Below are 22,170 nucleotides of genomic sequence, written 5' to 3' on the forward strand. Positions count from 1 at the left end.
GAACTCAAGCGCTCTGCTCCAACTGGCGGCCCGCGCCGCGTTTTTTCAAATGAATCATCAACAGTGAAATGGCCGCCGGCGTGACGCCGGGAATGCGCGAGGCCTGGCCCAGGGTCTCTGGCCGCGTCGCACCGAGTTTGCTCTGGATCTCTTTCGACAATCCGGAGATGCCGGTGTAATCGATATCCACAGGCAATTTGGTGTCTTCGCTGGCGCGCAAGCGAGCGATTTCATCCTGCTGGCGGTCGATGTAACCGGCGTATTTGGTCTTGATTTCGACCTGTTCGGCGACTTGCGGATCCTCCGCACCTTGACCGGTCACTTCCACCAGCCCGGCGTAATCGATTTCCGGACGGCTCAACAAGTTGAGCAGGTTGTATTCGTGGGTCAACGGCGTACCGAACCGAGCTGCAATCGCATCGCCCTGTTCGGTGCCCGGGCGAACCCAGGTACTTTTCAGGCGCTGCTCTTCCAGCTCGATACTTTCGCGCTTCTTGCAGAACGCGGCCCAACGCACGTCATCCACCAAGCCCAGTTCACGCCCTTTTTCAGTCAGACGCAGATCGGCGTTGTCTTCACGCAGGATCAGGCGATATTCGGCGCGGGAGGTGAACATCCGATACGGTTCCTGAGTACCCAGGGTAATCAGGTCGTCCACCAGAACACCGATGTACGCCTCATCACGGCGCGGGCACCAGGCTTCCTTACCCTTGGCGAGCAGTGCGGCGTTGGCTCCGGCGAGCAAACCCTGGGCACCCGCTTCTTCGTAGCCGGTGGTGCCGTTGATCTGTCCGGCGAAGAACAGCCCGCCGATAACTTTGGTTTCCAGGCTGTACTTCAGATCGCGCGGATCGAAGTAGTCGTACTCGATCGCATAACCCGGACGCACGATGTGCGCGTTCTCCATGCCACGGATCGATTGCACGATCTGCAATTGCACGTCGAACGGCAGACTTGTGGATATCCCGTTCGGATACAGCTCATGGGTGGTCAAACCTTCCGGTTCGATGAACACCTGATGGCTTTCCTTGTCGGCAAAACGATGGATCTTGTCTTCGATCGACGGGCAATAGCGGGGGCCGACACCTTCGATTTCACCAGCAGCGGAATACATCGGCGAACGATCGAGGTTCGCCGCGATGATTTCGTGGGTGCGAGCGTTGGTATGGGTGATCCAGCAACTGACCTGCCGTGGATGCTGTTCCTTGTTGCCCATGAACGACATCACCGGGATCGGAGTATCGCCAGGTTGCTCGGTCATCACCGAAAAATCCACCGACTTGCCGTCGATACGCGGTGGTGTACCGGTTTTCAACCGACCAACACGCAGCGGCAGTTCACGCAGGCGCTGGGCCAGGGCGATCGATGGAGGATCACCAGCGCGACCGCCGGAAAAATTCTGCAAACCGATGTGGATAAGTCCCCCGAGGAAGGTCCCGGTGGTCAACACCACGGAATCGGCGAAGAAACGCAGACCCATTTGCGTGACGACACCGCGTACTTGGTCCTGCTCGACGATCAGGTCATCGGCTGCTTGTTGAAATATCCACAGGTTCGGCTGGTTTTCCAGGATTTCACGGACAGCGGCCTTGTACAGGACTCGATCGGCCTGGGCGCGGGTGGCGCGCACGGCTGGGCCCTTGCGGCTGTTCAACACGCGAAACTGAATGCCCCCTTTATCCGTGGCCATGGCCATCGCACCGCCAAGGGCGTCGATTTCCTTGACCAGGTGGCTCTTGCCGATGCCACCAATGGCGGGGTTGCAGCTCATGGCACCGAGGGTTTCCACGTTATGCGTCAGCAGCAGGGTTTTAGCGCCCATGCGTGCTGATGCAAGTGCTGCCTCGGTACCGGCATGACCGCCGCCGATGACGATCACTTCAAAACGGGAAGGGAAATCCACCACGCACCTCGTGCCTGCTTTATTCAGGTAATTCGGAAATAGATTCTGGCTTGGTTCCTGGGCGTTTTCGAACCAGGGTCGGCAAGTATAGGGACTTCCCTCTTCCTAAAGAACCCTCTGCACAAAATTTAACCAGCTGTGGAGAACTCGGGGTTAAAAAAATAAAAAAGAAAGAAATTTATAAAACCTTTGTTTTTATGTTTATTCTTAGTGACCGGCCTATCTGTGGATAACGTTCTGCATCCCTTGTTTTACAGCATGTACAGAGTTTCAAAACCCTGTGACCATGTACCCCGGAGCGCCTTGGATAACCGGTGTAAGCCTGTGGATTAATATGGTCGTTATCCACAGGTGCGGTTATATCCAGTTTTGAAGGGGCCTTATCAACCGACCTCAGTGGTAGTTATTCACAGGGCTTAATCCACAGAAAACAGCCGACAAGGGTCGCCGAAGCGTCCACAGGCCAGCCGCCATTAAGGGCAATCAGTTCAAAAAAAAGAGGAGGTAGTGGGTTTGTGTTGCGCTCGATAGGCTTTCGAGGACAAACCCGGCTGCAAAGACGTGATGTGGTTGCCGAGGAACGATAGGCCTGTGGCGAGGGAGCTTGCTCCCGCTGGGTCGCGAAGCGGCCCCAAAACCTGCCGAATGCGGAGTACCTGACACACCGCACCCGCCGGTTTACGACTGCGTCGCAGCCGAACGGGAGCAAGCTCCCTCGCCACGGGTTTGTCGACAGCCCCGGCGGGGTTATTTACCGATGCAGAAGCTGGAAAAGATCCGCCCCAACAGATCATCAGAGCTGAAGGCGCCGGTAATTTCCCCGAGGAACTGTTGAGCCTGGCGAAGATCTTCTGCCAGCAGTTCTCCTGCCCCCGCCAAGGTCAATTGTGCGCGGCCGTGCTCCAAGGCCGCGCTGGCGTGGCGCAGTGCTTCGAGGTGTCTGCGCCTGGCGCTGAAGCTGCTCTCCGAGGTCTGTTCATAACCCATGCAAGCCTTGAGATGGTCGCGCAGCAATTCCAGCCCCTCGCCCGCTGATTTCGCGCTTAGGCTGATGGTCACGTGGCCGTCGTCGCTGACTTCGAGGGCAATCGCCTCCCCGGTCAGGTCAGCCTTGTTACGAATCAGCGTGACTTTCGATGGATCCGGGCGAACTTGGAGGAACTCAGGCCACAAGGCAAAAGGATCGTCCGCTTCCGGCGCAGTCGCGTCCACCACCAGCAATACACGGTCGGCTTCACTGATGGCCTTCAGGGCACGTTCAACACCAATTTTTTCGACCTGGTCATCGGTGTCGCGCAATCCAGCGGTGTCCACCACGTGCAGAGGCATTCCATCGATGTGGATATGTTCGCGCAGGATGTCTCGGGTGGTGCCGGCAATCTCGGTGACGATCGCTGCTTCGCGACCGGCTAAGGCGTTAAGCAGACTGGATTTGCCGGCGTTCGGCCGACCGGCAATCACCACTGTCATCCCGTCACGGAGCAAGGCACCCTGCCCAGCTTCACGCAGGACTGTGGATAATTCATCGCGGACCTTATCGAGCATGCTCAGCACGTGGCCATCGGCGAGAAAGTCGATTTCCTCTTCGGGGAAATCGATTGCGGCCTCGACGTAGATGCGTAGGCCGATCAGTTGCTCGGTGAGGTTATGCACACGCTGTGAAAATGCCCCTTGCAACGAGCGCAACGCATTACGTGCCGCTTGCGCGGAGCTCGCTTCGATGAGATCGGCAATGGCCTCGGCCTGGGCCAGGTCGAGTTTGTCGTTGAGGAATGCTCGTTCGCTGAATTCCCCCGGCCGCGCCAGGCGACAGCCCAGCTCGAGGCAACGCTGGAGCAACATGTCCAGGACAACCGGGCCGCCGTGGCCCTGCAGCTCCAACACATCTTCACCGGTGAATGAGTTAGGCCCCGGGAAATACAAGGCCAGCCCTTCATCGAGCACTTGCCGCTGCGAATCGAAGAACGGGCCGTAATGGGCAAACCTCGGTCTGAGCTCACGACCGCTGATCGCGTTGGCCGCGACACTGGCCAACGGCCCCGAAATACGGACGATGCCGACACCGCCGCGACCTTGAGCGGTGGCAACGGCGGCGATGGTTTCACGCGGTGCGCTCATAAACCGGTATCCAGACAAAAATGGCAGATAGCAAAACGCCCCACTAGGGGGCGTTTTGTGTGGTTATCCACAGAGCAAGTTACGCCTCGGCTTTTTTCGTAGCCGCTTCGATCTTACGCGTGATGTACCACTGCTGGGTGATCGACAGCACGTTGTTCACAACCCAGTACAGCACAAGACCCGCCGGGAACCACAGGAAGAAGAAGGTGAAGATGATTGGCATCATTTTCATGACCTTCGCCTGCATCGGGTCCGGAGGTGTCGGGTTCAGCTGCTGCTGGATGAACATGGTGGCGCCCATGATGATCGGCAGGATGAAGAACGGATCCTTGATCGACAGGTCCGTAATCCACAGCATGAACGGAGCCTGGCGCATCTCCACGCTTTCCAGCAAGACCCAGTAAAGCGCGAGGAACACAGGCATTTGTACAAGAATCGGCAAGCAACCACCCAGCGGGTTGATCTTCTCCTTCTTGTACAACTCCATCATGGCCTGAGACATTTTCTGCCGGTCATCGCCATGTTGTTCTTTCAGGGCGGCCAGTTTCGGCGCCACTGCACGCATCCGTGCCATCGATTTGTAGCTGGCAGCCGACAGCGGGAAGAAGATCCCCTTGATCAGCATGGTCAGGAAGATGATCGACCAACCCCAGTTGCCGACGATGCTGTGGATATGTTGCAGCAGCCAGAAGATTGGCTGGGCAATGAACCAAAGGAAGCCATAGTCAACAGTCAATTCCAGACCTGGGGACAACTCTTTCAGCACGGCCTGGCTTTTTGGACCGGCATACAGAACGGCGCTCGTTTCGGCTTTTGCACCGGGCGCGGCAGTCAATGTCGGGCCGGTATAACCGATGATGAAGTTGCCTTTGCTGTCTTTACGCGTCTGGACGACGTTACTGTCGCCTTTTTGCGGGATCCACGCAGTTACAAAATAGTGCTGCAGCCAGGCAACCCAGCCACCTTGGACGGTTTCCTTGAGCTGAGCCTTGTCCATGTCCTTCATGGACACTTTTTTGTACGGCTCCGAACTTGTCCACAGGGCAGCGCCCAGGTAAGTCGCGGTGCCGGTGGCGGTGCTGGAGGATGGATCGTCGCTGGCATCACGCTTGAGTTGCGCGAACATCGCACCGGACCAAGGTTGGGCGCTCTGGTTGTCGATCAGATAAGAGACGGTTACGTCGTACATGCCACGTTTCACAGTGAAACGTTTGATGTAGTTGACGCCGTCCTTGCTGAACTTCAGGTCCACGACCAGTTGGTCCTGACCGTCAGCCAGTTGATAAGTCTTCTTCTCGGCAGAGTAGATCGGGCGACCGGCCGGGTTCGAATCCGGACCGTTGGTACCGATCAGGCCACTTTGGGCCAGATAGGTGCGCTCGTTACCGTTGTCGAACAACTGGAACGGAATTTCCGGATGATCCTGACGACGTGGGTACAGCGGCAGCTTCAGCTGCGCGACGTCACCACCTTGTGGGTCGATTGCCAGCTCGAGCACGTCCGTCTTGATCTGGATGAGATCTTTGCTTACGGCCACTGGGGCTTCGGCAGGAGCGCTGGTATCGCTTGCCGCGCGTGGGATGTCGTCATTGTTGGCAGCGTTGTTGCCAACTGGAGCATCCGGCAGGCTCGGTGCGGTATTGCTGGCTGCAACATTCTGAGTCGGCAGGGCAGCCTGGCCGTAGTCCTGGTTCCATTTAAGGACCATGACGTAGGACACGATTGCCAGGGCGACGATCAGGATCGTGCGTTTGATATCCATGATTACTCGGCCATCGAAGAAGAACGGGAGGTAGGGATAGGCGGAACCGGGTCATAACCGCCGGGATTCCACGGATGACAGCGACCTAAACGACGAAAGGTCAGCCAGCCACCGCGCAGAAGGCCATGATTTTCTATGGCTTCATACGCGTAGCAAGAACAACTGGGGTAGAAACGACAGTGGCTGGCCATCAGGGGACTAATGGCGTAGCGATAGAACTGGATCGGAACGAGTGCCAGCTTACGCATCGGTACTGTCTACCCCTACAGTTTCGGTGTTGGCTGCTGGTGCTGGCTTGTTACGGGCCAGACGTTTCCAGAGCTTGCCGAAATGCTGAATCAATTCGGGGTTTTCTACGTCACCCAAACCTTTGCGCGCAACGATCACAATGTCCCACCCCACCAGTGAATCCTGATTCAGGCGAAACGATTCGCGCATCAAACGCTTGAGGCGATTGCGCTGAACGGAGAGCTTAACGCTCTTTTTCCCGATAACCAGCCCAAGTCGGGGGTGATCGAGATCGTTACTGCGCGCAAGGAGCAGGAGATTTTTCCCCGGAACCTTGCCGGTAGGGGAGTCAAAGACTGCCTTGAAATGCCGGGGGGTAAGCAGACGCTTTTCCCGACTGAAGTCCTGACTCACCTCCAGTGCCGGATTATCAAACTGCCAGACGCGCACGACCTTTGGCGCGACGACGCGACAGGACGGCACGACCATTCTTGGTAGCCATGCGAGCACGGAAACCGTGGGTACGAGCGCGTTTGATAGTGCTTGGTTGGAAAGTACGTTTCATGTCGTGTTACCTGGTTCGTCCACAACGGGCCGGAATGGCCCCCGTTTTAAGAGACCGGGGATTCTAGAGAAAGCAAGCCTCTAGGTCAATTTCCAACCAGCGTTTCCTTTAAATAGATGACCAGCCGCTTTTCGGCGGTTTCGTCACACAACGCTAGATATAGAAATAAAGAAGGAAAGTATTTAAAGCTTTTCTGTAAAGCTTATAAAAGCAACGCCGACGCCTAGCTGTGGATAACCGCTCCAAGGCCTTGTAATCCGCAATGTACAGAGAATGACAACTAGGCGGGAAAGCGGTGGCAAGCCTGTGCTGCGCTGTCGGATAAGCTGTGCGTGGAATGCCAGGTTATCCACAGGCCGGTTATCCACTGAGTTTCGTCCCCAGTTGTGCAACGGCCTCAGGCGCGGTTATCCACAGGGCTTATCCACCGACCGCCGGTCGCCTTTCGTTCGGGTTACGCATCGATAAATCATGGTCGATGAGCAAGCTGCGTGTGGATAAGTGCTCGTCTGCTCGCTACAATGGCCGCTTGTTTTTGCCTCACCGGCTTTCAACTTAGGGGATGTCCGTGTCAGTGGAACTTTGGCAGCAGTGCGTGGAGCTTTTGCGCGATGAGCTGCCTGCCCAACAATTCAACACTTGGATCCGTCCACTACAGGTCGAAGCCGAAGGCGACGAGTTGCGTGTCTATGCACCGAACCGTTTCGTCCTCGACTGGGTCAACGAAAAGTACCTGGGCCGGGTCATGGAACTGCTTGATGAGCATGGCAATGGCATGGCGCCTGCGTTGTCCTTATTAATAGGCAGCAAACGTAGCTCCGCCCCCCGCGCCGCGCCCAACGCGCCGCTGGCTGCTGCTGCATCACAGGCCCAGCAGGCCGCGCCGGTACCGGTCAACAACCATGCCGCCCCAGCGCCCGCGCCAGCCCCGAGCAAGCGCAATGCACAAAAAGTCGCCGAGGTCAGTGAAGAGCCTTCCCGGGACAGCTTCGACCCGATGGCCGGGGCGAGCTCCCAGCAGGCGCCGGTGCGTACCGAACAACGCACCGTCCAGGTCGAAGGCGCACTGAAGCACACCAGCTATCTGAACCGGACCTTTACCTTCGAGAATTTCGTTGAAGGTAAATCCAACCAATTGGCTCGCGCCGCGGCCTGGCAGGTGGCGGATAACCCCAAGCACGGCTACAACCCGCTCTTTCTTTATGGCGGCGTCGGCCTGGGTAAGACCCACTTGATGCATGCGGTGGGCAACCATCTATTAAAGAAGAACCCGAACGCCAAGGTTGTGTACCTGCATTCCGAGCGTTTCGTGGCCGATATGGTCAAGGCGTTGCAGCTCAATGCTATCAACGAGTTCAAGCGTTTCTACCGTTCGGTCGACGCCTTGCTGATCGACGACATTCAATTCTTCGCTCGCAAGGAACGTTCACAGGAAGAGTTCTTCCACACCTTCAACGCATTGCTTGAAGGCGGGCAGCAAGTCATTCTCACCAGCGACCGCTACCCGAAAGAGATCGAAGGCCTTGAGGAACGCCTCAAGTCGCGTTTCGGTTGGGGCCTGACGGTGGCCGTCGAGCCGCCTGAGCTGGAAACCCGGGTCGCGATCCTGATGAAGAAAGCCGATCAGGCCAAGGTCGAGCTTCCTCATGACGCCGCGTTCTTCATCGCCCAGCGTATTCGCTCGAACGTGCGTGAGCTTGAAGGTGCCCTCAAGCGGGTGATCGCCCATTCCCATTTCATGGGCCGCGATATCACCATCGAGCTGATCCGCGAGTCGTTAAAGGACCTGCTGGCGCTTCAGGACAAACTGGTGTCTGTGGATAACATTCAGCGTACCGTTGCTGAATATTACAAAATCAAGATTTCCGACCTGCTTTCGAAACGTCGTTCACGTTCGGTGGCTCGACCGCGACAGGTGGCCATGGCCTTGTCCAAGGAACTGACCAACCACAGCCTGCCGGAAATCGGCGACGTGTTTGGTGGACGCGATCACACCACGGTGCTGCACGCCTGCCGCAAGATCAACGAACTTAAGGAATCCGACGCGGACATCCGCGAGGACTACAAGAACCTGCTGCGTACATTGACCACTTGATGACCACCAGCGCAGCTTATTAAGGCAAGGGACTAGACCATGCATTTCACCATTCAACGCGAAGCCCTGTTGAAACCCCTGCAACTGGTCGCGGGCGTCGTCGAACGCCGCCAGACCTTGCCGGTACTTTCCAACGTGCTGCTGGTTGTCGAAGGCCAGCAATTGTCGCTGACCGGTACCGACCTGGAAGTCGAGCTGGTTGGTCGTGTCCAACTCGAAGAGCCGGCCGATCCGGGCTCCATCACCGTGCCTGCGCGTAAGCTGATGGATATTTGCAAGAGCCTGCCAAACGATGCGCTGATCGATATCAAGGTTGATGAGCAAAAGCTCGTCGTCAAGGCTGGTCGCAGCCGTTTCACTTTGTCGACCCTGCCGGCCAACGATTTCCCGACGGTCGAGGAAGGCCCGGGATCGCTGACTTGCAGCCTGGAGCAGAGCAAGCTGCGCCGCCTGATCGAGCGCACCAGTTTCGCCATGGCCCAGCAGGATGTGCGTTATTACCTCAACGGCATGCTGTTGGAAGTGTCTGCCGGGATCATCCGCGCCGTGGCTACCGACGGTCATCGCTTGGCGATGTGCTCGATGCAGGCTGATATCGGTCAGCCGGATCGCCATCAGGTAATCGTGCCGCGTAAGGGCATCCTGGAGCTGGCCCGTCTGCTGACCGAGCCGGACGGCAACGTCAGCATCGTGTTGGGTCAGCACCACATCCGCGCCACGACTGGCGAGTTCACTTTCACGTCGAAACTGGTGGACGGCAAGTTCCCCGATTACGAGCGTGTGCTGCCAAAAGGTGGTGACAAGCTGGTACTGGGCGATCGCCAAGCGCTGCGCGAAGCGTTCAGCCGTACCGCGATCCTCTCCAACGAAAAATACCGCGGCATTCGTTTGCAGTTGGCCAACGGGCAGCTGAAGATCCAGGCGAACAACCCCGAGCAGGAAGAAGCGGAAGAAGAAGTCGGCGTGGACTACAACGGCGGCTCCCTGGAAATCGGCTTCAACGTCAGCTATCTGCTGGACGTGCTGGGCGTGATGACCACCGAGCAAGTGCGTCTGATCTTGTCCGACTCCAACAGCAGTGCGCTGGTGCAGGAGTCTGATAACGACGATTCGGCTTACGTTGTCATGCCGATGCGTCTGTAATCAGAATCAGCTAGATGTCCTTAAGTCGCGTCTCGGTCACCGCGGTGCGCAATCTGCACCCGGTGACCTTCTCCCCTTCCCCCCGCATCAATATTCTTTACGGCGCCAACGGCAGCGGCAAGACCAGCGTGCTGGAAGCCGTGCACCTGCTTGGGCTTGCCCGTTCGTTTCGCAGCACCCGTCTGTTGCCGGTCATTCAGTACGACCAACTGGCGTGTACGGTGTTTGGCCAAGTGGAACTGGCGGAAGGCGGCCATAGTGCCCTGGGGATCTCGCGGGACCGGCAAGGCGAGTTCCAGATCCGTATTGATGGGCAGAACGCCCGCAGCGCGGCCCAACTGGCCGAGATCTTGCCGTTGCAGCTGATCAACCCGGACAGCTTCCGTTTGTTGGAAGGCGCCCCCAAGATCCGCCGACAGTTTCTGGACTGGGGCGTGTTCCACGTGGAACCGCGTTTCATGGCGACCTGGCAACGCTTGCAGAAGGCGCTGCGCCAGCGAAACTCTTGGCTGCGGCATGGTACACTTGACGCCGTTTCGCAAGCGGTTTGGGACAAGGAACTGTGCCAGGCCAGCGCTGAAATCGATGAATACCGCCGCGCTTACATCAAAGCCTTGAAACCGGTCTTCGAGCAGACCTTGAGCGAACTGGTTGAGCTTGAGGGCCTGACGCTCAGCTATTACCGAGGCTGGGATAAGGACCGGGAATTGAGTGCCGTGCTGGCTGGCTCGCTGCAGCGCGACCAGCAGATGGGTCACACCCAGGCTGGACCTCAACGCGCTGACCTGCGGCTTCGATTGGGCGCGCATAATGCCGCGGACATCTTGTCCCGGGGGCAACAGAAGTTGGTGGTGTGCGCCTTGCGTATCGCCCAAGGGCATCTGGTCAGCCAGGCCCGCCGCGGCCAGTGTATTTATCTGGTGGATGACCTGCCGTCCGAGCTGGACGAAGCCCACCGTCGGGCGTTATGCCGCTTGCTGGAAGACTTACGCTGCCAAGTGTTCATCACTTGTGTAGACCACGAATTATTGAGGGAAGGCTGGCAGACGGAAACGCCAGTCGCTCTGTTCCACGTGGAACAGGGCCGTATCACCCAGACCCACGACCATCGGGAGTGAAGGCATTGAGCGAAGAAAATACGTACGACTCAACGAGCATTAAAGTGCTGAAAGGCCTGGATGCCGTACGCAAACGTCCCGGTATGTACATTGGCGACACTGATGATGGTAGCGGCCTGCACCACATGGTGTTCGAGGTGGTCGACAACTCCATCGACGAAGCCCTCGCCGGCCATTGCGACGACATCAGCATCATCATCCACCCGGATGAGTCCATCACCGTTCGTGACAACGGCCGTGGCATCCCGGTGGACGTACACAAAGAGGAAGGTGTTTCCGCTGCCGAGGTCATCATGACCGTCCTCCACGCAGGCGGGAAATTCGACGATAACTCCTACAAGGTTTCCGGCGGGTTGCACGGCGTAGGTGTTTCGGTGGTGAACGCACTGTCCGAAGAACTGGTGCTGACCGTTCGCCGCAGCGGCAAGATCTGGGAACAGACTTATGTCCATGGCGTGCCCCAGGCACCGATGGCGATCGTTGGCGACAGCGAGACCACGGGCACCCAGATCCACTTCAAGGCTTCCAGCGAAACCTTCAAGAACATCCATTTCAGCTGGGACATCCTGGCCAAGCGGATTCGTGAACTGTCCTTCCTCAACTCCGGTGTCGGCATCGTCCTCAAGGACGAGCGCAGCGGCAAGGAAGAGCTGTTCAAGTATGAAGGCGGCCTGCGTGCGTTCGTTGAATACCTGAACACCAACAAGACTGCGGTCAACCAGGTGTTCCACTTCAATGTGCAGCGCGACGACGGCATCGGTGTGGAAATCGCCCTGCAGTGGAACGACAGCTTCAACGAGAACCTGTTGTGTTTCACCAACAATATCCCGCAGCGCGACGGCGGAACCCACCTGGTGGGCTTCCGTTCGGCGCTCACGCGTAACTTGAACAACTACATCGAACAGGAAGGCCTGGCGAAGAAGCATAAGGTCGCCACTACCGGTGACGATGCCCGTGAAGGCTTGACCGCGATCATTTCGGTCAAGGTGCCCGATCCGAAATTCAGCTCCCAGACGAAGGACAAGCTGGTGTCTTCCGAAGTGAAGACTGCGGTCGAACAGGAAATGGGGAAATACTTCTCTGACTTCCTGCTGGAGAACCCCAACGAAGCCAAGCTGGTGGTCGGCAAGATGATCGACGCCGCCCGCGCCCGTGAAGCGGCGCGCAAGGCTCGTGAGATGACTCGCCGCAAAGGCGCGCTGGACATCGCGGGCCTGCCGGGCAAACTGGCGGACTGCCAGGAAAAGGACCCTGCCCTGTCCGAGCTGTACCTCGTGGAAGGTGACTCTGCTGGTGGTTCCGCCAAGCAGGGTCGTAACCGTCGCACCCAGGCCATCCTGCCGTTGAAAGGCAAGATCCTCAACGTCGAGAAAGCGCGCTTCGACAAGATGATTTCCTCCCAGGAAGTCGGCACGCTTATCACCGCGCTGGGCTGTGGCATCGGCCGTGAAGAGTACAACATCGACAAGCTGCGCTATCACAACATCATCATCATGACCGACGCTGACGTTGACGGTTCGCACATCCGCACCCTGCTGCTGACGTTCTTCTTCCGTCAGTTGCCGGAGCTGATCGAGCGCGGCTACATCTATATCGCCCAACCACCGTTGTACAAGGTCAAGAAAGGCAAGCAAGAGCAATACATCAAAGACGACGACGCCATGGAAGAGTACATGACGCAGTCGGCCCTGGAAGACGCGAGCCTGCACCTGAACGAAGATGCGCCGGGCATTTCCGGTGAAGCCCTTGAGCGCCTGGTGAATGACTTCCGCCTGGTAATGAAGACCCTCAAGCGTCTGTCGCGTCTGTATCCGCAGGAACTGACCGAGCACTTCATCTACCTGCCGGCCGTAAGCCTGGAGCAACTGTCCGATCACGCTGCCATGCAGGATTGGCTGGCCCAGTATGAAGTCCGCCTGCGTACCGTGGAAAAATCCGGCCTGGTCTACAAGGCCAGCCTGCGTGAAGACCGTGAACGCAACGTATGGCTGCCTGAAGTCGAACTGATTTCCCACGGCCTGTCGAACTACGTCACCTTCAACCGCGACTTCTTCAGCAGCAACGACTACAAGACGGTCGTCTCTCTCGGCGCTCAGTTGAGCACGCTGCTAGACGAAGGGGCTTACATCCAGCGCGGTGAGCGCAAGAAGTCCGTGACTGAGTTCAAAGAAGCCCTTGAATGGCTGATGGCTGAAAGCACCAAGCGCCACACCATCCAGCGATACAAAGGGCTGGGCGAGATGAACCCGGACCAACTGTGGGAAACCACCATGGACCCGGGCTCGCGTCGCATGCTGAAAGTCACCATCGAAGACGCCATTGGCGCGGACCAGATCTTCAATACCCTGATGGGGGATGCGGTCGAGCCACGTCGTGACTTCATCGAGAGCAACGCATTGGCGGTATCCAACCTGGATTTCTGATCCGGGTTGTCACTGCCCCAACGAAGAAGGCCAACGCGTATGCGTTGGCCTTTTTTTTTTACGCTAACTCGCTTCGCAAGCCTCGCTGCCCGCCGCCACGCTCTCCAGACGATATCCATATCCATAGATAGTCAGCAACTGCCAGCCCCGATCCGCCGTCAGCCCTAGTTTGTTGCGCAAGCGGTAGATGTGGGTGTCGAGCGGACGGGACGAGGTCATTTCCTCGTGGGTCCAGAAGCGTTCATAAAAATACTCCCGGGACAGTGGCCGCCCGAGGTTGGCGAACAGGCAGCGAGCCAGGCGATATTCTCGTTCAGTCAGGCTGATGGGAATGCCAGCGCGGGTAACCGTGAGTTCCGCGTCGTCGAATTCGAGGTCGTTGAATACCAAGACATCACTGGTCGGTATGCGTTGCAGGTTATGACGGCGCAGTACTGCCGTAACCCGGGCCTTGAGTTCATTGGGACGGAATGGCTTGCTGACGTAGTCGTCGGCACCGGCATTAAGGGCTTGGACAATGTCGTGCTCGCCGTCACGGCTGGTGAGCATGATGGCAGCCGGTGGTGAGTCCATGTGCTCGCGTGTCCAGCGAAGCAAAGACAGTCCGCTGATATCCGGCAACTGCCAGTCGAGTATCAGCAGGTCGAATGTTTCGCGGCGCAATTGGCGCAACAGATCTTCGCTTCGTTCGAAACTATGCAGTGTCCAGGCTTGCTCGCCCCTTCCGGGGATCTGTTGCAGTGTCTGTTCCACCCGGCGTAGTTCGGCCGGTTCGTCATCCAGTATGGCGACACGCATGGGACGCGATTCCTTGATCTTGAAAATACTGACATCCACAGGGGCGATGAAGGCAACTCAGCAGCTGACTTGTTTCACTCTCCTGTCGCAGGCTGAGACAATACCGGCTAGTGGCGACGAGGGAAAGGCAGCCGCATGCCACGATCGAGTCCGCTATAGTCTCGGGCTTGACGCTGAACGTATGACGCGCCAAGCCATGATCAATACCCCCCAGTCCATGTTCCGTCAGGTTACTTATGAGCAACCCGCGTCGCCATGAAAGTCGTGAACCCACCCAAGTCCAACGGTTGTTTCGTCGTTGGGTTCGCGAATGGTTGTGGATAAGTCTTCTCCTGTTGCCAACGACCGCGTTGATATCGTATTGCGTGCATTCGGATCGCGATGGGACGGTCGCCGCCTTGTTATCAACATGTCTGGTGGGCTGCGTCCTGGGTTCGCTGCTGTTGCGCCCGCGCTTTGCCCTGGGAACGACAGTGGCAGGTATGGCAGCGGCCCTACTCGTAAGCCTGTTGCTGGACGCGCAGGGTAGGTCGTGGTCGCCGGCACCTAGCCTGCTGGGCATGCTCGGCGGTTATCTGATCTGGAACTGGCGGCGCTTGAGCGTGGTGCTGGCTTATTTTGGTTGGGAGTTGGCACGCCTGGATGCGGAGCCGAAGGTATTCCCGGAGCGTCGTCGCGCGTCCTATATCGGCAGTGATGGTCTACAAGGACAAGTCATGGCGTTGGAACAGGCCATGAATCGCACGCGGGACACGCGACGTTTTATTGCCGACGGCCTGGAGTATTTGCCGGTGGCGACGATGATCAGCGATCCGCAAGGCAACATACTGCTCGGCAATCGCAAGGCCCGTGAGTTGTTCGATCATGCCCTGGTGGGCGCGGATGTGCTGGAAGCACTGGCACGGCTGGGTTATCCCGCATTGGCGCACTCCCCTGCCCACCGATTGTCCACATTGCCGTTGGTTGAGTTTCGCGACATACGTGAACGCAGCCTGCGGCTGGAAAGAGCTGCGCTGCTGCCAGTTGATGGGGACGTCCCTATCGGTTGGCTGATGAGCCTGACGGACCTGAGCGCCGAGCGGGCGGCCGAAGAGCAGCGCAGTGTCATGCTCCGCTTCCTTTCCCATGACCTGCGCGCCCCCCACTCGGCCATCCTGGCGCTGCTCGATGTGCATCGGCATGACGCAGGGGCTGAAAATCCACTGTTCGACCAGATCGAGCGCCAGGTCCGTCGTGCCTTGGACCTGACTGACGGGTTCGTCCAATTGGCCAAGGCTGAATCAGACGCCTACCAGTTCCGGCCGACGCTGTTTGCAATGCTGGTCCTGGACGTCATCGACCAGGCATTACCCATCGCCCAGGCCAAGAACATCCATCTGCAATACCAACTGGATGATGACGAAGCGACAGTTAACGCCGATCAACCCCTGCTGACTCGCGCGCTCTTCAACTTGCTGGAAAACGCCATCAAATACAGCACGAGCGAAACCTGTATTTCACTGCATGTGCGATGTGCGGAGGGTTGGTTGACTTGCGATGTGGTTGACCAAGGCAAAGGCATCGATGCCGGGGAGCTGCCAGACCTGTTCATTCAGTATCGACGCTTTTCTTCAGCTCATGGCGTGGATGGCATTGGCCTGGGACTGTCCATGGTCAAGGCAGTCGTCGATCATCACGGCGGGGAGATTGAATGCCGTAGCGAAGTGGGGGAAGGGACAACCTTCAGCTTGCGATTTCCGCTGTTGAGCTAAAAATCGCAGCTTCGACGAACACCGAAGCTGCGTTTCAAGAGCGCTATAAAAACTTATGCACCTTTTCCGCTGTTTTATGTGCTTAAGAAATATGCTTTAAAAACAAGGCATTAGGAAATAAAAGCAACTAAATTCAGCGAAACGGTACACAGGTTATCCACAGTTCTCAGACAGCTAGCGTGTCCGGCGTTGCCGGTGCGGCGGGGGCTGATGGTAGCGAACCCAAATCCCTTTGCGTCTGTTCGTTCCAGGCCTGGACGCGGTCGTTGAGCTCAGCGATTGCCCGGGGGCCGCTGCCCTCTGCATACATCGGTGCGCCGATGACCACGGTGATGGTTCCAGGCGTTCTGATCCAGCCCGTCTTTGGCCAGAATTTTCCGGCATTGTGTGCAATCGGCAGCACCGGCAGGCCTGCATTTACAGCCAACGCCGAACCGCTGCGGGAGAACTTTCCGATCGTCCCATAGGGCACGCGGGTGCCTTCGGGAAAAATGAGGACCCAGACGTTGTCCTTCAGCAGCTCATCGCCTTTTTGCGCCACTTGCTTGAGCGCAACCTTGGGGTTGTCGCGATCAATCGCGATCGGGCGCAGCATCGCCATGGCCCAGCCGAAGAACGGTACGAACAGCAGCTCGCGCTTGAGGACCTGGCTCAATGGCTCGAAATAGGCCGAAAGAAAGAAGGTTTCCCAAGTGCTCTGATGGTTGGACTGGATGACGCAAGGCCGGTCGGGCACGTTCTCGGCACCCTTCACTTCGTAACGAATGCCCAGGAACACCTTGCTTAGCCAAAGTGCGCAGCGGCACCAGTAGACGTTGATGAAGCGGTAGCGCGTCCTGAACGACATGAACGGTGCGACAAAAAAACTCAGCGTGCACCACAACAAGGAACTGGTGCCCAGCAGCAGGTAAAAGAGGAAGCTTCTGATGGCCTGCAGTATCGACATAGCGGCGTTTACCATGCGGGCAATGCCCGCCGTTCAAGCGCTTCCCGAACAATCCTTGATCAGGTTGTCGGGGAGCCCTAGTTGTGGATAAGTTCAGCGGCAATCGCCGCCAGGTCGTCAAATATCAAGGTGCCCACCGGTAGGGTCTTGCCCAGAGTCTTCTCGCCTTTCCCGGTCTTTACTAAAACTGGCTGACAATCGACGGCCTTGGCCGCCTCCAGGTCACCGAGGCTGTCGCCAACGAACCATACGCCCGCCAGCGCAACGTCATAATGCGTGGCGATGGTTTTCAACATGCCGGGCTTGGGCTTGCGGCAATCGCAGCCCTCGTCCGGCCCGTGCGGACAATAAACGATCAGGCCGATTTCACCGCCCTGCTCGGCCACCAGCTCGCGCAAGCGCTCGTGCATGGCGTCCAGGACGGTTAGCTCGTAGTAACCGCGGGCAATGCCCGACTGGTTGGTGGCCACCGCCACCGTCCAGCCGGCCTTGCTCAACTGCGCAATGGCCTCGATGGAACCGGGGATCGGCAACCATTCCTCCACCGATTTGATGTAAGCATCGGAATCGTGATTGATCACGCCGTCCCGATCGAGAATCAGCAGTTTCAAGGCTTACCCCAGCAGCGAAATATCGGCAACACCAAGGAACAACCCGCGCAGACGCGCCAGCAGTGCATAGCGGTTGGCCCGTACGTTGGCGTCTTCAGCGTTGACCATTACCGCCTCAAAAAACGCATCCACCGGTTCGCGCAACGCTGCCAGGCGTGCCAGGGTTTCGCTGTACTGGCGCGCCGCCGCCATCGGTTGGACCGCCTGGTCTGCCTGCTGGATCGCCGAATACAGGGAAAACTCGTTGGCGTTGTCGAAGTACTTGGCCTCGACGGTGGCCGCGATATTGCCTTCGGCTTTGCCCAGCAGGTTCGATACACGCTTGTTCACCGCCGCCAGCGCAGCGGCTTCCGGCAGTTTGCGGAACGCCTGCACCGCCTGTACACGTTGGTCGAAATCCAGGGCGGAGCCCGGCTTCAGGGCGCGCACCGACAGGTAGGTCGCGACGTCGACGCCTTCGTCTTCATAACGCGCACGCAGGCGGTCGAAGATGAATTCAAGCACCGCATCGGCCAGGCCGGCAGCCTTGACCTTGCTGCCGAACGCATTCACGGCGAAGGCCACGGCGTCGTTCAGGTCCAGGTCCAGCTGCTTGTCGATCAGGATGCGCAACACGCCCAGCGCCGCGCGACGCAGTGCGTACGGGTCCTTGCTGCCAGTGGGCAGCATGCCGATACCGAAGATCCCGACCAGGGTGTCGAGCTTGTCGGCGATCGCCACGGCCGCACCGGTCAAGGTGGTTGGCAACTCAGCGCCGGCACCGCGCGGCATGTACTGCTCGTTCAGGGCCAGTGCCACGTCTTGCGGCTCGCCATCGTTAAGGGCGTAGTAATAACCGGCGATGCCCTGCATCTCCGGAAACTCACCAACCATCTCGGTGGACAGGTCGCACTTGGAAAGAATGCCGGCACGGGCCGCGCGCTGGGCGTCACCGCCGATGCGTGGGGCAATGAATGCCGCCAGCCTGGAGACACGCTCGGCCTTGTCGTAGACGCTGCCGAGCTTTTCCTGGAAAACCACGTTCTGCAAACGCTGGTTGAAGCTTTCCAGGGATTGTTTCTTGTCTTGCTTGAAGAAGAACTCAGCGTCTGTCAGGCGCGGGCGAACCACTTTCTCGTTACCGGCGATGATCTGCTGCGGGTCCTTGCTTTCGATGTTGGCCACGGTGATGAAGCGAGGCAGCAGCTTGCCCTCCGCGTCCAGCAGGCAGAAGTACTTCTGGTTGTCCTGCATGGTGGTGATCAGTGCTTCCTGCGGCACTTCAAGGAAGCGTTCCTCGAACGAGCACACCAGCGGCACCGGCCATTCCACCAGCGCGGTCACTTCGTCCAGCAGGTTGGCCGGCACGATTGCCGTGCCTTCCTGGCTGGTCGCCAGCTCTTCGGTGCGCTTGCTGATCAGCTCGCGGCGCTCGTTGGCGTCGGCCAGCACATAGGCGGCGCGCAGGTCGGCCAGGTAGTTGGCCGGCGACGTGATGCGTACGCTCTGAGGATGATGGAAACGGTGACCACGGGAATCGCGACCGGCCTTCTGCGCCAGGATCGTGCAATCGATGACCTCGTCGCCGAGCAGCATCACCAGCCATTGGGTCGGACGCACGAACTCTTCCTTGCGCGCGGCCCAGCGCATGCGCTTGGGAATCGGCAGGTCGTTCAGGGAATCTTCGACAATGGTCGGCAACAGGCTGGCGGTCGGCTTGCCCTTGATGCTCTGGCTGTAGCGCAGCTTCGGACCGCTCTGGTCGATCTCGCTCAGGTCCACGCCGCACTTCTTGGCGAAGCCCAGGGCGGCCTGGGTCGGGTTGCCATCGGCATCGAACGCGGCCTGGCGTGGCGGGCCGTCGAGGTTGATGCTGCGGTCCGGCTGCTGGGTTTCCAGGGCGGTGATCAGCACGGCCAGGCGGCGCGGCGCGGCATAGACGTGCTTGGTTTCGAAGTTCAGGCCAGCGGCTTGCAGGCCTTTTTCGATGCCGGCCAGGAACGCATCGGCCAGGGTGTTCAGGGCTTTGGGTGGCAATTCTTCGGTGCCCAGTTCAACCAGAAAATCTTGAGCACTCATTGTGCAGCCTCCAGCTTAGCCAACACTTCATCACGCAGGTCCGGGGTCGCCATCGGGAAGCCCAGCTTGGCACGGGCCAGCAGGTAGGCTTGCGCAACGGAACGCGCCAGGGTGCGTACACGCAGGATGTATTGCTGGCGCGCGGTCACGGAAATCGCCCGGCGCGCATCCAGCAGGTTGAAGGTATGGGATGCCTTCAACACCATTTCATAGCTCGGCAGCGGCAGCGGCTGGTCCAGTTCGATCAGGCGCTTGGCTTCGCTTTCGTAGAAATCGAACAGTTCGAACAGCTTGTCGACATTGGCGTGTTCGAAGTTATAGGTCGACTGCTCCACTTCGTTCTGGTGGAACACGTCGCCATAGGTCACTTTGCCGAACGGGCCGTCGGCCCACACCAGGTCATAGACCGAATCCACGCCCTGCAGGTACATGGCCAGGCGCTCGAGACCATAGGTGATCTCGCCGGTGACCGGGTAGCACTCGATACCGCCCGCCTGCTGGAAGTAGGTGAACTGGGTCACTTCCATGCCGTTGAGCCAGACTTCCCAGCCCAGGCCCCAGGCGCCCAGGGTTGGCGATTCCCAGTTGTCTTCGACGAAACGAATGTCGTGCACCAACGGGTCGAGGCCCACGTGCTTGAGGGAGCCCAGGTACAGTTCCTGGAAGTTCTCCGGGTTCGGCTTCAGGACCACCTGGAACTGGTAGTAATGCTGCAGGCGGTTCGGGTTTTCGCCGTAGCGGCCGTCAGTCGGGCGGCGGCTGGGCTGCACATAAGCGGCGTTCCAGGTTTCCGGGCCGATGGCACGCAGAAACGTGGCAGTGTGGAAAGTGCCGGCGCCTACTTCCATATCGTAGGGCTGAAGTACCACGCAACCTTGCTCGGCCCAGTATTGCTGGAGGGCGAGGATCAAGTCTTGGAAGGTACGCACGGCTGGCGTAGGCTGGCTCACGAAATTCACCTGTTTCTTGGGCTGCGATTTAAAGAGCGGGAGTATACCCGATTCGTTCGTGCGCACGCCCCCTGGAGCCTTATGCCACGCTGCTTTTGGTGTTCCGAAGATCCGTTGTACATGGCTTATCACGATCAAGAGTGGGGCACGCCGCTGCGCGATGCGCAGGGTCTGTTCGAGTTGCTTTTGCTCGAAGGGTTCCAGGCAGGGCTGTCCTGGATCACTGTTTTGCGCAAACGCGAGCGCTACCGGCAAGTGTTGTACGGCTTCGATGTGCAACGGGTGGCGCAGATGAGCGACGCGGAAATCGATGAACTGATGCTCGACCCCGGCATCATCCGCAACCGTCTCAAGCTCAAGGCTGCACGCTGTAATGCCCAGGCCTGGCTGGCCCTGGAAGACCCGGTGGCATTCTTTTGGTCGTTCGTGGACGGCAAACCCATTGTCAACCATTTCAAGGACCGCACCGAAGTGCCAGCCATCACGCCTGAGGCGTTGGCGATGAGCAAAGGCCTGAAAAAACTCGGGTTCACCTTTGTCGGGCCGACTATTTGCTATGCGCTGATGCAGGCCTCGGGCATGGTCATGGACCACACCCAAGACTGCGACCGCTACGCCGAGTTGGTAAACGGCGGTTAGAATAGCCAGCTCGCAACACGCCCCATACATTCAGGAGTGACCTGTGGATAAGTTGAAAGGCGCCTTGCTGGTCGGCGCTCTGCGGTTGTTTGCGTTGCTGCCCTGGCGAGCGGTGCAGGCGGTGGGCTCGGCCATCGGCTGGCTCATGTGGAAATTTCCCAACCGCTCCCGCGATGTGGTGCGGATCAACCTCGCCAAATGCTTTCCCGAGATGGACCCCGCCGAGCGCGAACGCCTGGTGGGCCAGAGCCTCAAGGACATCGGCAAGTCTCTGACCGAAAGCGCCTGCGCCTGGATCTGGCCGGCCCAGCGCTCCATCGAACTGGTGCGCGAAGTCGAAGGCCTGGAGGTGCTGAAAGAAGCCCTGGCCTCGGGCAAGGGCGTGGTTGGCATCACCAGCCATCTGGGCAACTGGGAAGTGCTCAACCACTTCTATTGCAGCCAGTGCAAACCGATCATTTTCTACCGTCCGCCCAAGCTCAAGGCGGTGGACGAATTGCTGCAGAAGCAACGCGTGCAACTGGGCAACAAGGTCGCGGCGTCCACCAAGGAAGGCATCCTCAGCGTCATCAAGGAAGTGCGCAAGGGCGGCCAGGTGGGGATCCCCGCCGATCCGGAGCCGTCCGAATCCGCCGGCATCTTCGTGCCCTTCTTCGCCACCCAGGCCCTGACCAGCAAGTTCGTGCCGAACATGCTCGCTGGCGGTAAAGCAGTGGGCGTGTTCCTTCATGCCCTGCGCCTGCCGGACGGCTCCGGCTACAAAGTCATCCTCGAAGCCGCCCCCGACGCAATGTACAGCACCGACACCGAAACCTCCTGCGCCGCCATGAGCCAAGTGGTGGAACGCTACGTACGCGCCTACCCGAGCCAGTACATGTGGAGCATGAAACGCTTCAAGAAACGCCCGCCGGGCGAGGCGCGGTGGTACTGACGACCTGTTGCTTGGGTGGTGAATGCACGATCGTGAACACCCAACAACCCCTGTGGGAGCCAGGCTTGCTCGCGACAGCGTCATGACATCCGCCGCATGACCCATTGACGCCACCCACCTGTGGCGAGGGA

18 protein-coding genes are annotated in these 22,170 nt (G+C 58.6%); 7 read left to right on the plus strand and 11 right to left on the minus strand.

Going from position 1 to position 22,170, the window contains the following annotated elements:
- Positions 1 to 4: 4 nt before the first annotated feature.
- The 6 genes from mnmG to rpmH form a co-directional block, all read right to left on the minus strand.
- On the minus strand, positions 5 to 1,903 hold the full coding sequence (gene mnmG / locus J3P76_RS00130; RefSeq protein WP_434608691.1) for a tRNA uridine-5-carboxymethylaminomethyl(34) synthesis enzyme MnmG: 1,899 nt from the start codon (positions 1,901 to 1,903) through the stop codon (positions 5 to 7).
- A 747-nt stretch (positions 1,904 to 2,650) separates the two neighbouring features.
- A complete protein-coding gene (gene mnmE, locus J3P76_RS00135; protein WP_434608689.1) occupies positions 2,651 to 4,021 on the minus strand; it encodes a tRNA uridine-5-carboxymethylaminomethyl(34) synthesis GTPase MnmE in 1,371 nt (456 codons plus the stop codon).
- A gap of 79 nt (positions 4,022 to 4,100) precedes the next feature.
- Entirely contained in the window at positions 4,101 to 5,783 is a 1,683-nt protein-coding gene (gene yidC, locus J3P76_RS00140) for a membrane protein insertase YidC (RefSeq protein WP_420766049.1), read from the minus strand.
- Positions 5,784 to 5,785: 2 nt separating this feature from the next.
- On the minus strand, positions 5,786 to 6,031 hold the full coding sequence (gene yidD / locus J3P76_RS00145; RefSeq protein WP_010465488.1) for a membrane protein insertion efficiency factor YidD: 246 nt from the start codon (positions 6,029 to 6,031) through the stop codon (positions 5,786 to 5,788).
- The gene (rnpA, locus tag J3P76_RS00150) at positions 6,024 to 6,425 is read right to left on the minus strand and encodes a ribonuclease P protein component (RefSeq protein WP_420766123.1); all 402 of its coding nucleotides are present in this window, start codon (positions 6,423 to 6,425) and stop codon (positions 6,024 to 6,026) included. Before rnpA ends, yidD begins: the two co-directional genes overlap by 8 nt.
- Before the next feature lie 16 nt (positions 6,426 to 6,441).
- Positions 6,442 to 6,576, minus strand: coding sequence for a 50S ribosomal protein L34 (gene rpmH / locus J3P76_RS00155; protein WP_003213577.1), 135 nt, complete (start codon positions 6,574 to 6,576; stop codon positions 6,442 to 6,444).
- A 568-nt stretch (positions 6,577 to 7,144) separates the two neighbouring features.
- Between rpmH and dnaA the strand changes: the two genes are divergently transcribed.
- From dnaA to gyrB, 4 genes are read left to right on the plus strand one after another with little or no spacing between them, the layout of a single operon-like run.
- Complete coding sequence (dnaA, locus tag J3P76_RS00160) at positions 7,145 to 8,671, plus strand: chromosomal replication initiator protein DnaA (protein WP_420766048.1); 1,527 nt, start codon at positions 7,145 to 7,147, stop codon at positions 8,669 to 8,671.
- Positions 8,672 to 8,710: 39 nt separating this feature from the next.
- Positions 8,711 to 9,814, plus strand: coding sequence for a DNA polymerase III subunit beta (dnaN, locus tag J3P76_RS00165; protein ID WP_025211054.1), 1,104 nt, complete (start codon positions 8,711 to 8,713; stop codon positions 9,812 to 9,814).
- Positions 9,815 to 9,828: 14 nt separating this feature from the next.
- Entirely contained in the window at positions 9,829 to 10,932 is a 1,104-nt protein-coding gene (recF, locus tag J3P76_RS00170) for a DNA replication/repair protein RecF (protein WP_434675616.1), read from the plus strand.
- A 5-nt stretch (positions 10,933 to 10,937) separates the two neighbouring features.
- A complete protein-coding gene (gyrB, locus tag J3P76_RS00175) occupies positions 10,938 to 13,355 on the plus strand; it encodes a DNA topoisomerase (ATP-hydrolyzing) subunit B (protein WP_420766046.1) in 2,418 nt (805 codons plus the stop codon).
- A 63-nt stretch (positions 13,356 to 13,418) separates the two neighbouring features.
- On the opposite strand, the gene J3P76_RS00180 is transcribed toward gyrB, so the two are convergent.
- The gene (locus J3P76_RS00180; RefSeq protein WP_420766045.1) at positions 13,419 to 14,153 is read right to left on the minus strand and encodes a response regulator transcription factor; all 735 of its coding nucleotides are present in this window, start codon (positions 14,151 to 14,153) and stop codon (positions 13,419 to 13,421) included.
- Between the two features lie 236 nt (positions 14,154 to 14,389).
- On the opposite strand from J3P76_RS00180, the gene J3P76_RS00185 reads away from it, so the two are divergent.
- Complete coding sequence (locus J3P76_RS00185) at positions 14,390 to 15,904, plus strand: ATP-binding protein (protein WP_434675618.1); 1,515 nt, start codon at positions 14,390 to 14,392, stop codon at positions 15,902 to 15,904.
- A 166-nt stretch (positions 15,905 to 16,070) separates the two neighbouring features.
- On the opposite strand, the gene J3P76_RS00190 is transcribed toward J3P76_RS00185, so the two are convergent.
- From J3P76_RS00190 to glyQ, 4 genes are all read right to left on the minus strand, one after another.
- Positions 16,071 to 16,850 carry a lysophospholipid acyltransferase family protein gene (locus J3P76_RS00190; RefSeq protein ID WP_420766043.1) on the minus strand — a complete coding sequence of 260 codons (780 nt, stop codon included), beginning with the start codon at positions 16,848 to 16,850 and terminating at the stop codon, positions 16,071 to 16,073.
- Between the two features lie 77 nt (positions 16,851 to 16,927).
- On the minus strand, positions 16,928 to 17,461 hold the full coding sequence (gene gmhB, locus J3P76_RS00195) for a D-glycero-beta-D-manno-heptose 1,7-bisphosphate 7-phosphatase (RefSeq protein WP_420766042.1): 534 nt from the start codon (positions 17,459 to 17,461) through the stop codon (positions 16,928 to 16,930).
- A 3-nt stretch (positions 17,462 to 17,464) separates the two neighbouring features.
- Positions 17,465 to 19,519 (minus strand): glycine--tRNA ligase subunit beta, encoded by a 2,055-nt coding sequence (gene glyS, locus J3P76_RS00200; RefSeq protein WP_434561480.1) that lies wholly within the window; start codon positions 19,517 to 19,519, stop codon positions 17,465 to 17,467.
- Positions 19,516 to 20,469 carry a glycine--tRNA ligase subunit alpha gene (gene glyQ, locus J3P76_RS00205; protein ID WP_022641565.1) on the minus strand — a complete coding sequence of 318 codons (954 nt, stop codon included), beginning with the start codon at positions 20,467 to 20,469 and terminating at the stop codon, positions 19,516 to 19,518. Before glyQ ends, glyS begins: the two co-directional genes overlap by 4 nt.
- 81 nt (positions 20,470 to 20,550) lie before the next feature.
- Here glyQ and tag point away from each other — a divergent pair, with 81 nt between their 5' ends.
- Positions 20,551 to 21,108 (plus strand): DNA-3-methyladenine glycosylase I, encoded by a 558-nt coding sequence (tag, locus tag J3P76_RS00210; protein ID WP_434608678.1) that lies wholly within the window; start codon positions 20,551 to 20,553, stop codon positions 21,106 to 21,108.
- A gap of 43 nt (positions 21,109 to 21,151) precedes the next feature.
- Positions 21,152 to 22,039, plus strand: a complete 888-nt coding sequence (locus J3P76_RS00215) for a lysophospholipid acyltransferase (protein ID WP_207963584.1) — start codon at positions 21,152 to 21,154, stop codon at positions 22,037 to 22,039.
- Positions 22,040 to 22,170: the final 131 nt, after the last annotated feature.

The organism is Pseudomonas sp. D1-36 (assembly GCF_051132205.1).
Classification (GTDB): Bacteria; Pseudomonadota; Gammaproteobacteria; order Pseudomonadales; family Pseudomonadaceae; genus Aquipseudomonas.

Bases quoted from the DNA above. Each gene is read 5' to 3' on its own strand.
- mnmE (WP_434608689.1), bottom strand. From the start codon at position 4,021: ATGAGCGCACCGCGTGAAACCATCGCCGCCGTTGCCACCGCTCAAGGT.
- yidC (WP_420766049.1), bottom strand. From the start codon at position 5,783: ATGGATATCAAACGCACGATCCTGATCGTCGCCCTGGCAATCGTGTCC.
- yidD (WP_010465488.1), bottom strand. From the start codon at position 6,031: ATGCGTAAGCTGGCACTCGTTCCGATCCAGTTCTATCGCTACGCCATT.
- rpmH (WP_003213577.1), bottom strand. From the start codon at position 6,576: ATGAAACGTACTTTCCAACCAAGCACTATCAAACGCGCTCGTACCCAC.
- dnaN (WP_025211054.1), top strand. From the start codon at position 8,711: ATGCATTTCACCATTCAACGCGAAGCCCTGTTGAAACCCCTGCAACTG.
- recF (WP_434675616.1), top strand. From the start codon at position 9,829: ATGTCCTTAAGTCGCGTCTCGGTCACCGCGGTGCGCAATCTGCACCCG.
- J3P76_RS00180 (WP_420766045.1), bottom strand. From the start codon at position 14,153: ATGCGTGTCGCCATACTGGATGACGAACCGGCCGAACTACGCCGGGTG.
- J3P76_RS00185 (WP_434675618.1), top strand. From the start codon at position 14,390: ATGAGCAACCCGCGTCGCCATGAAAGTCGTGAACCCACCCAAGTCCAA.
- J3P76_RS00190 (WP_420766043.1), bottom strand. From the start codon at position 16,850: ATGTCGATACTGCAGGCCATCAGAAGCTTCCTCTTTTACCTGCTGCTG.
- glyS (WP_434561480.1), bottom strand. From the start codon at position 19,519: ATGAGTGCTCAAGATTTTCTGGTTGAACTGGGCACCGAAGAATTGCCA.
- tag (WP_434608678.1), top strand. From the start codon at position 20,551: ATGCCACGCTGCTTTTGGTGTTCCGAAGATCCGTTGTACATGGCTTAT.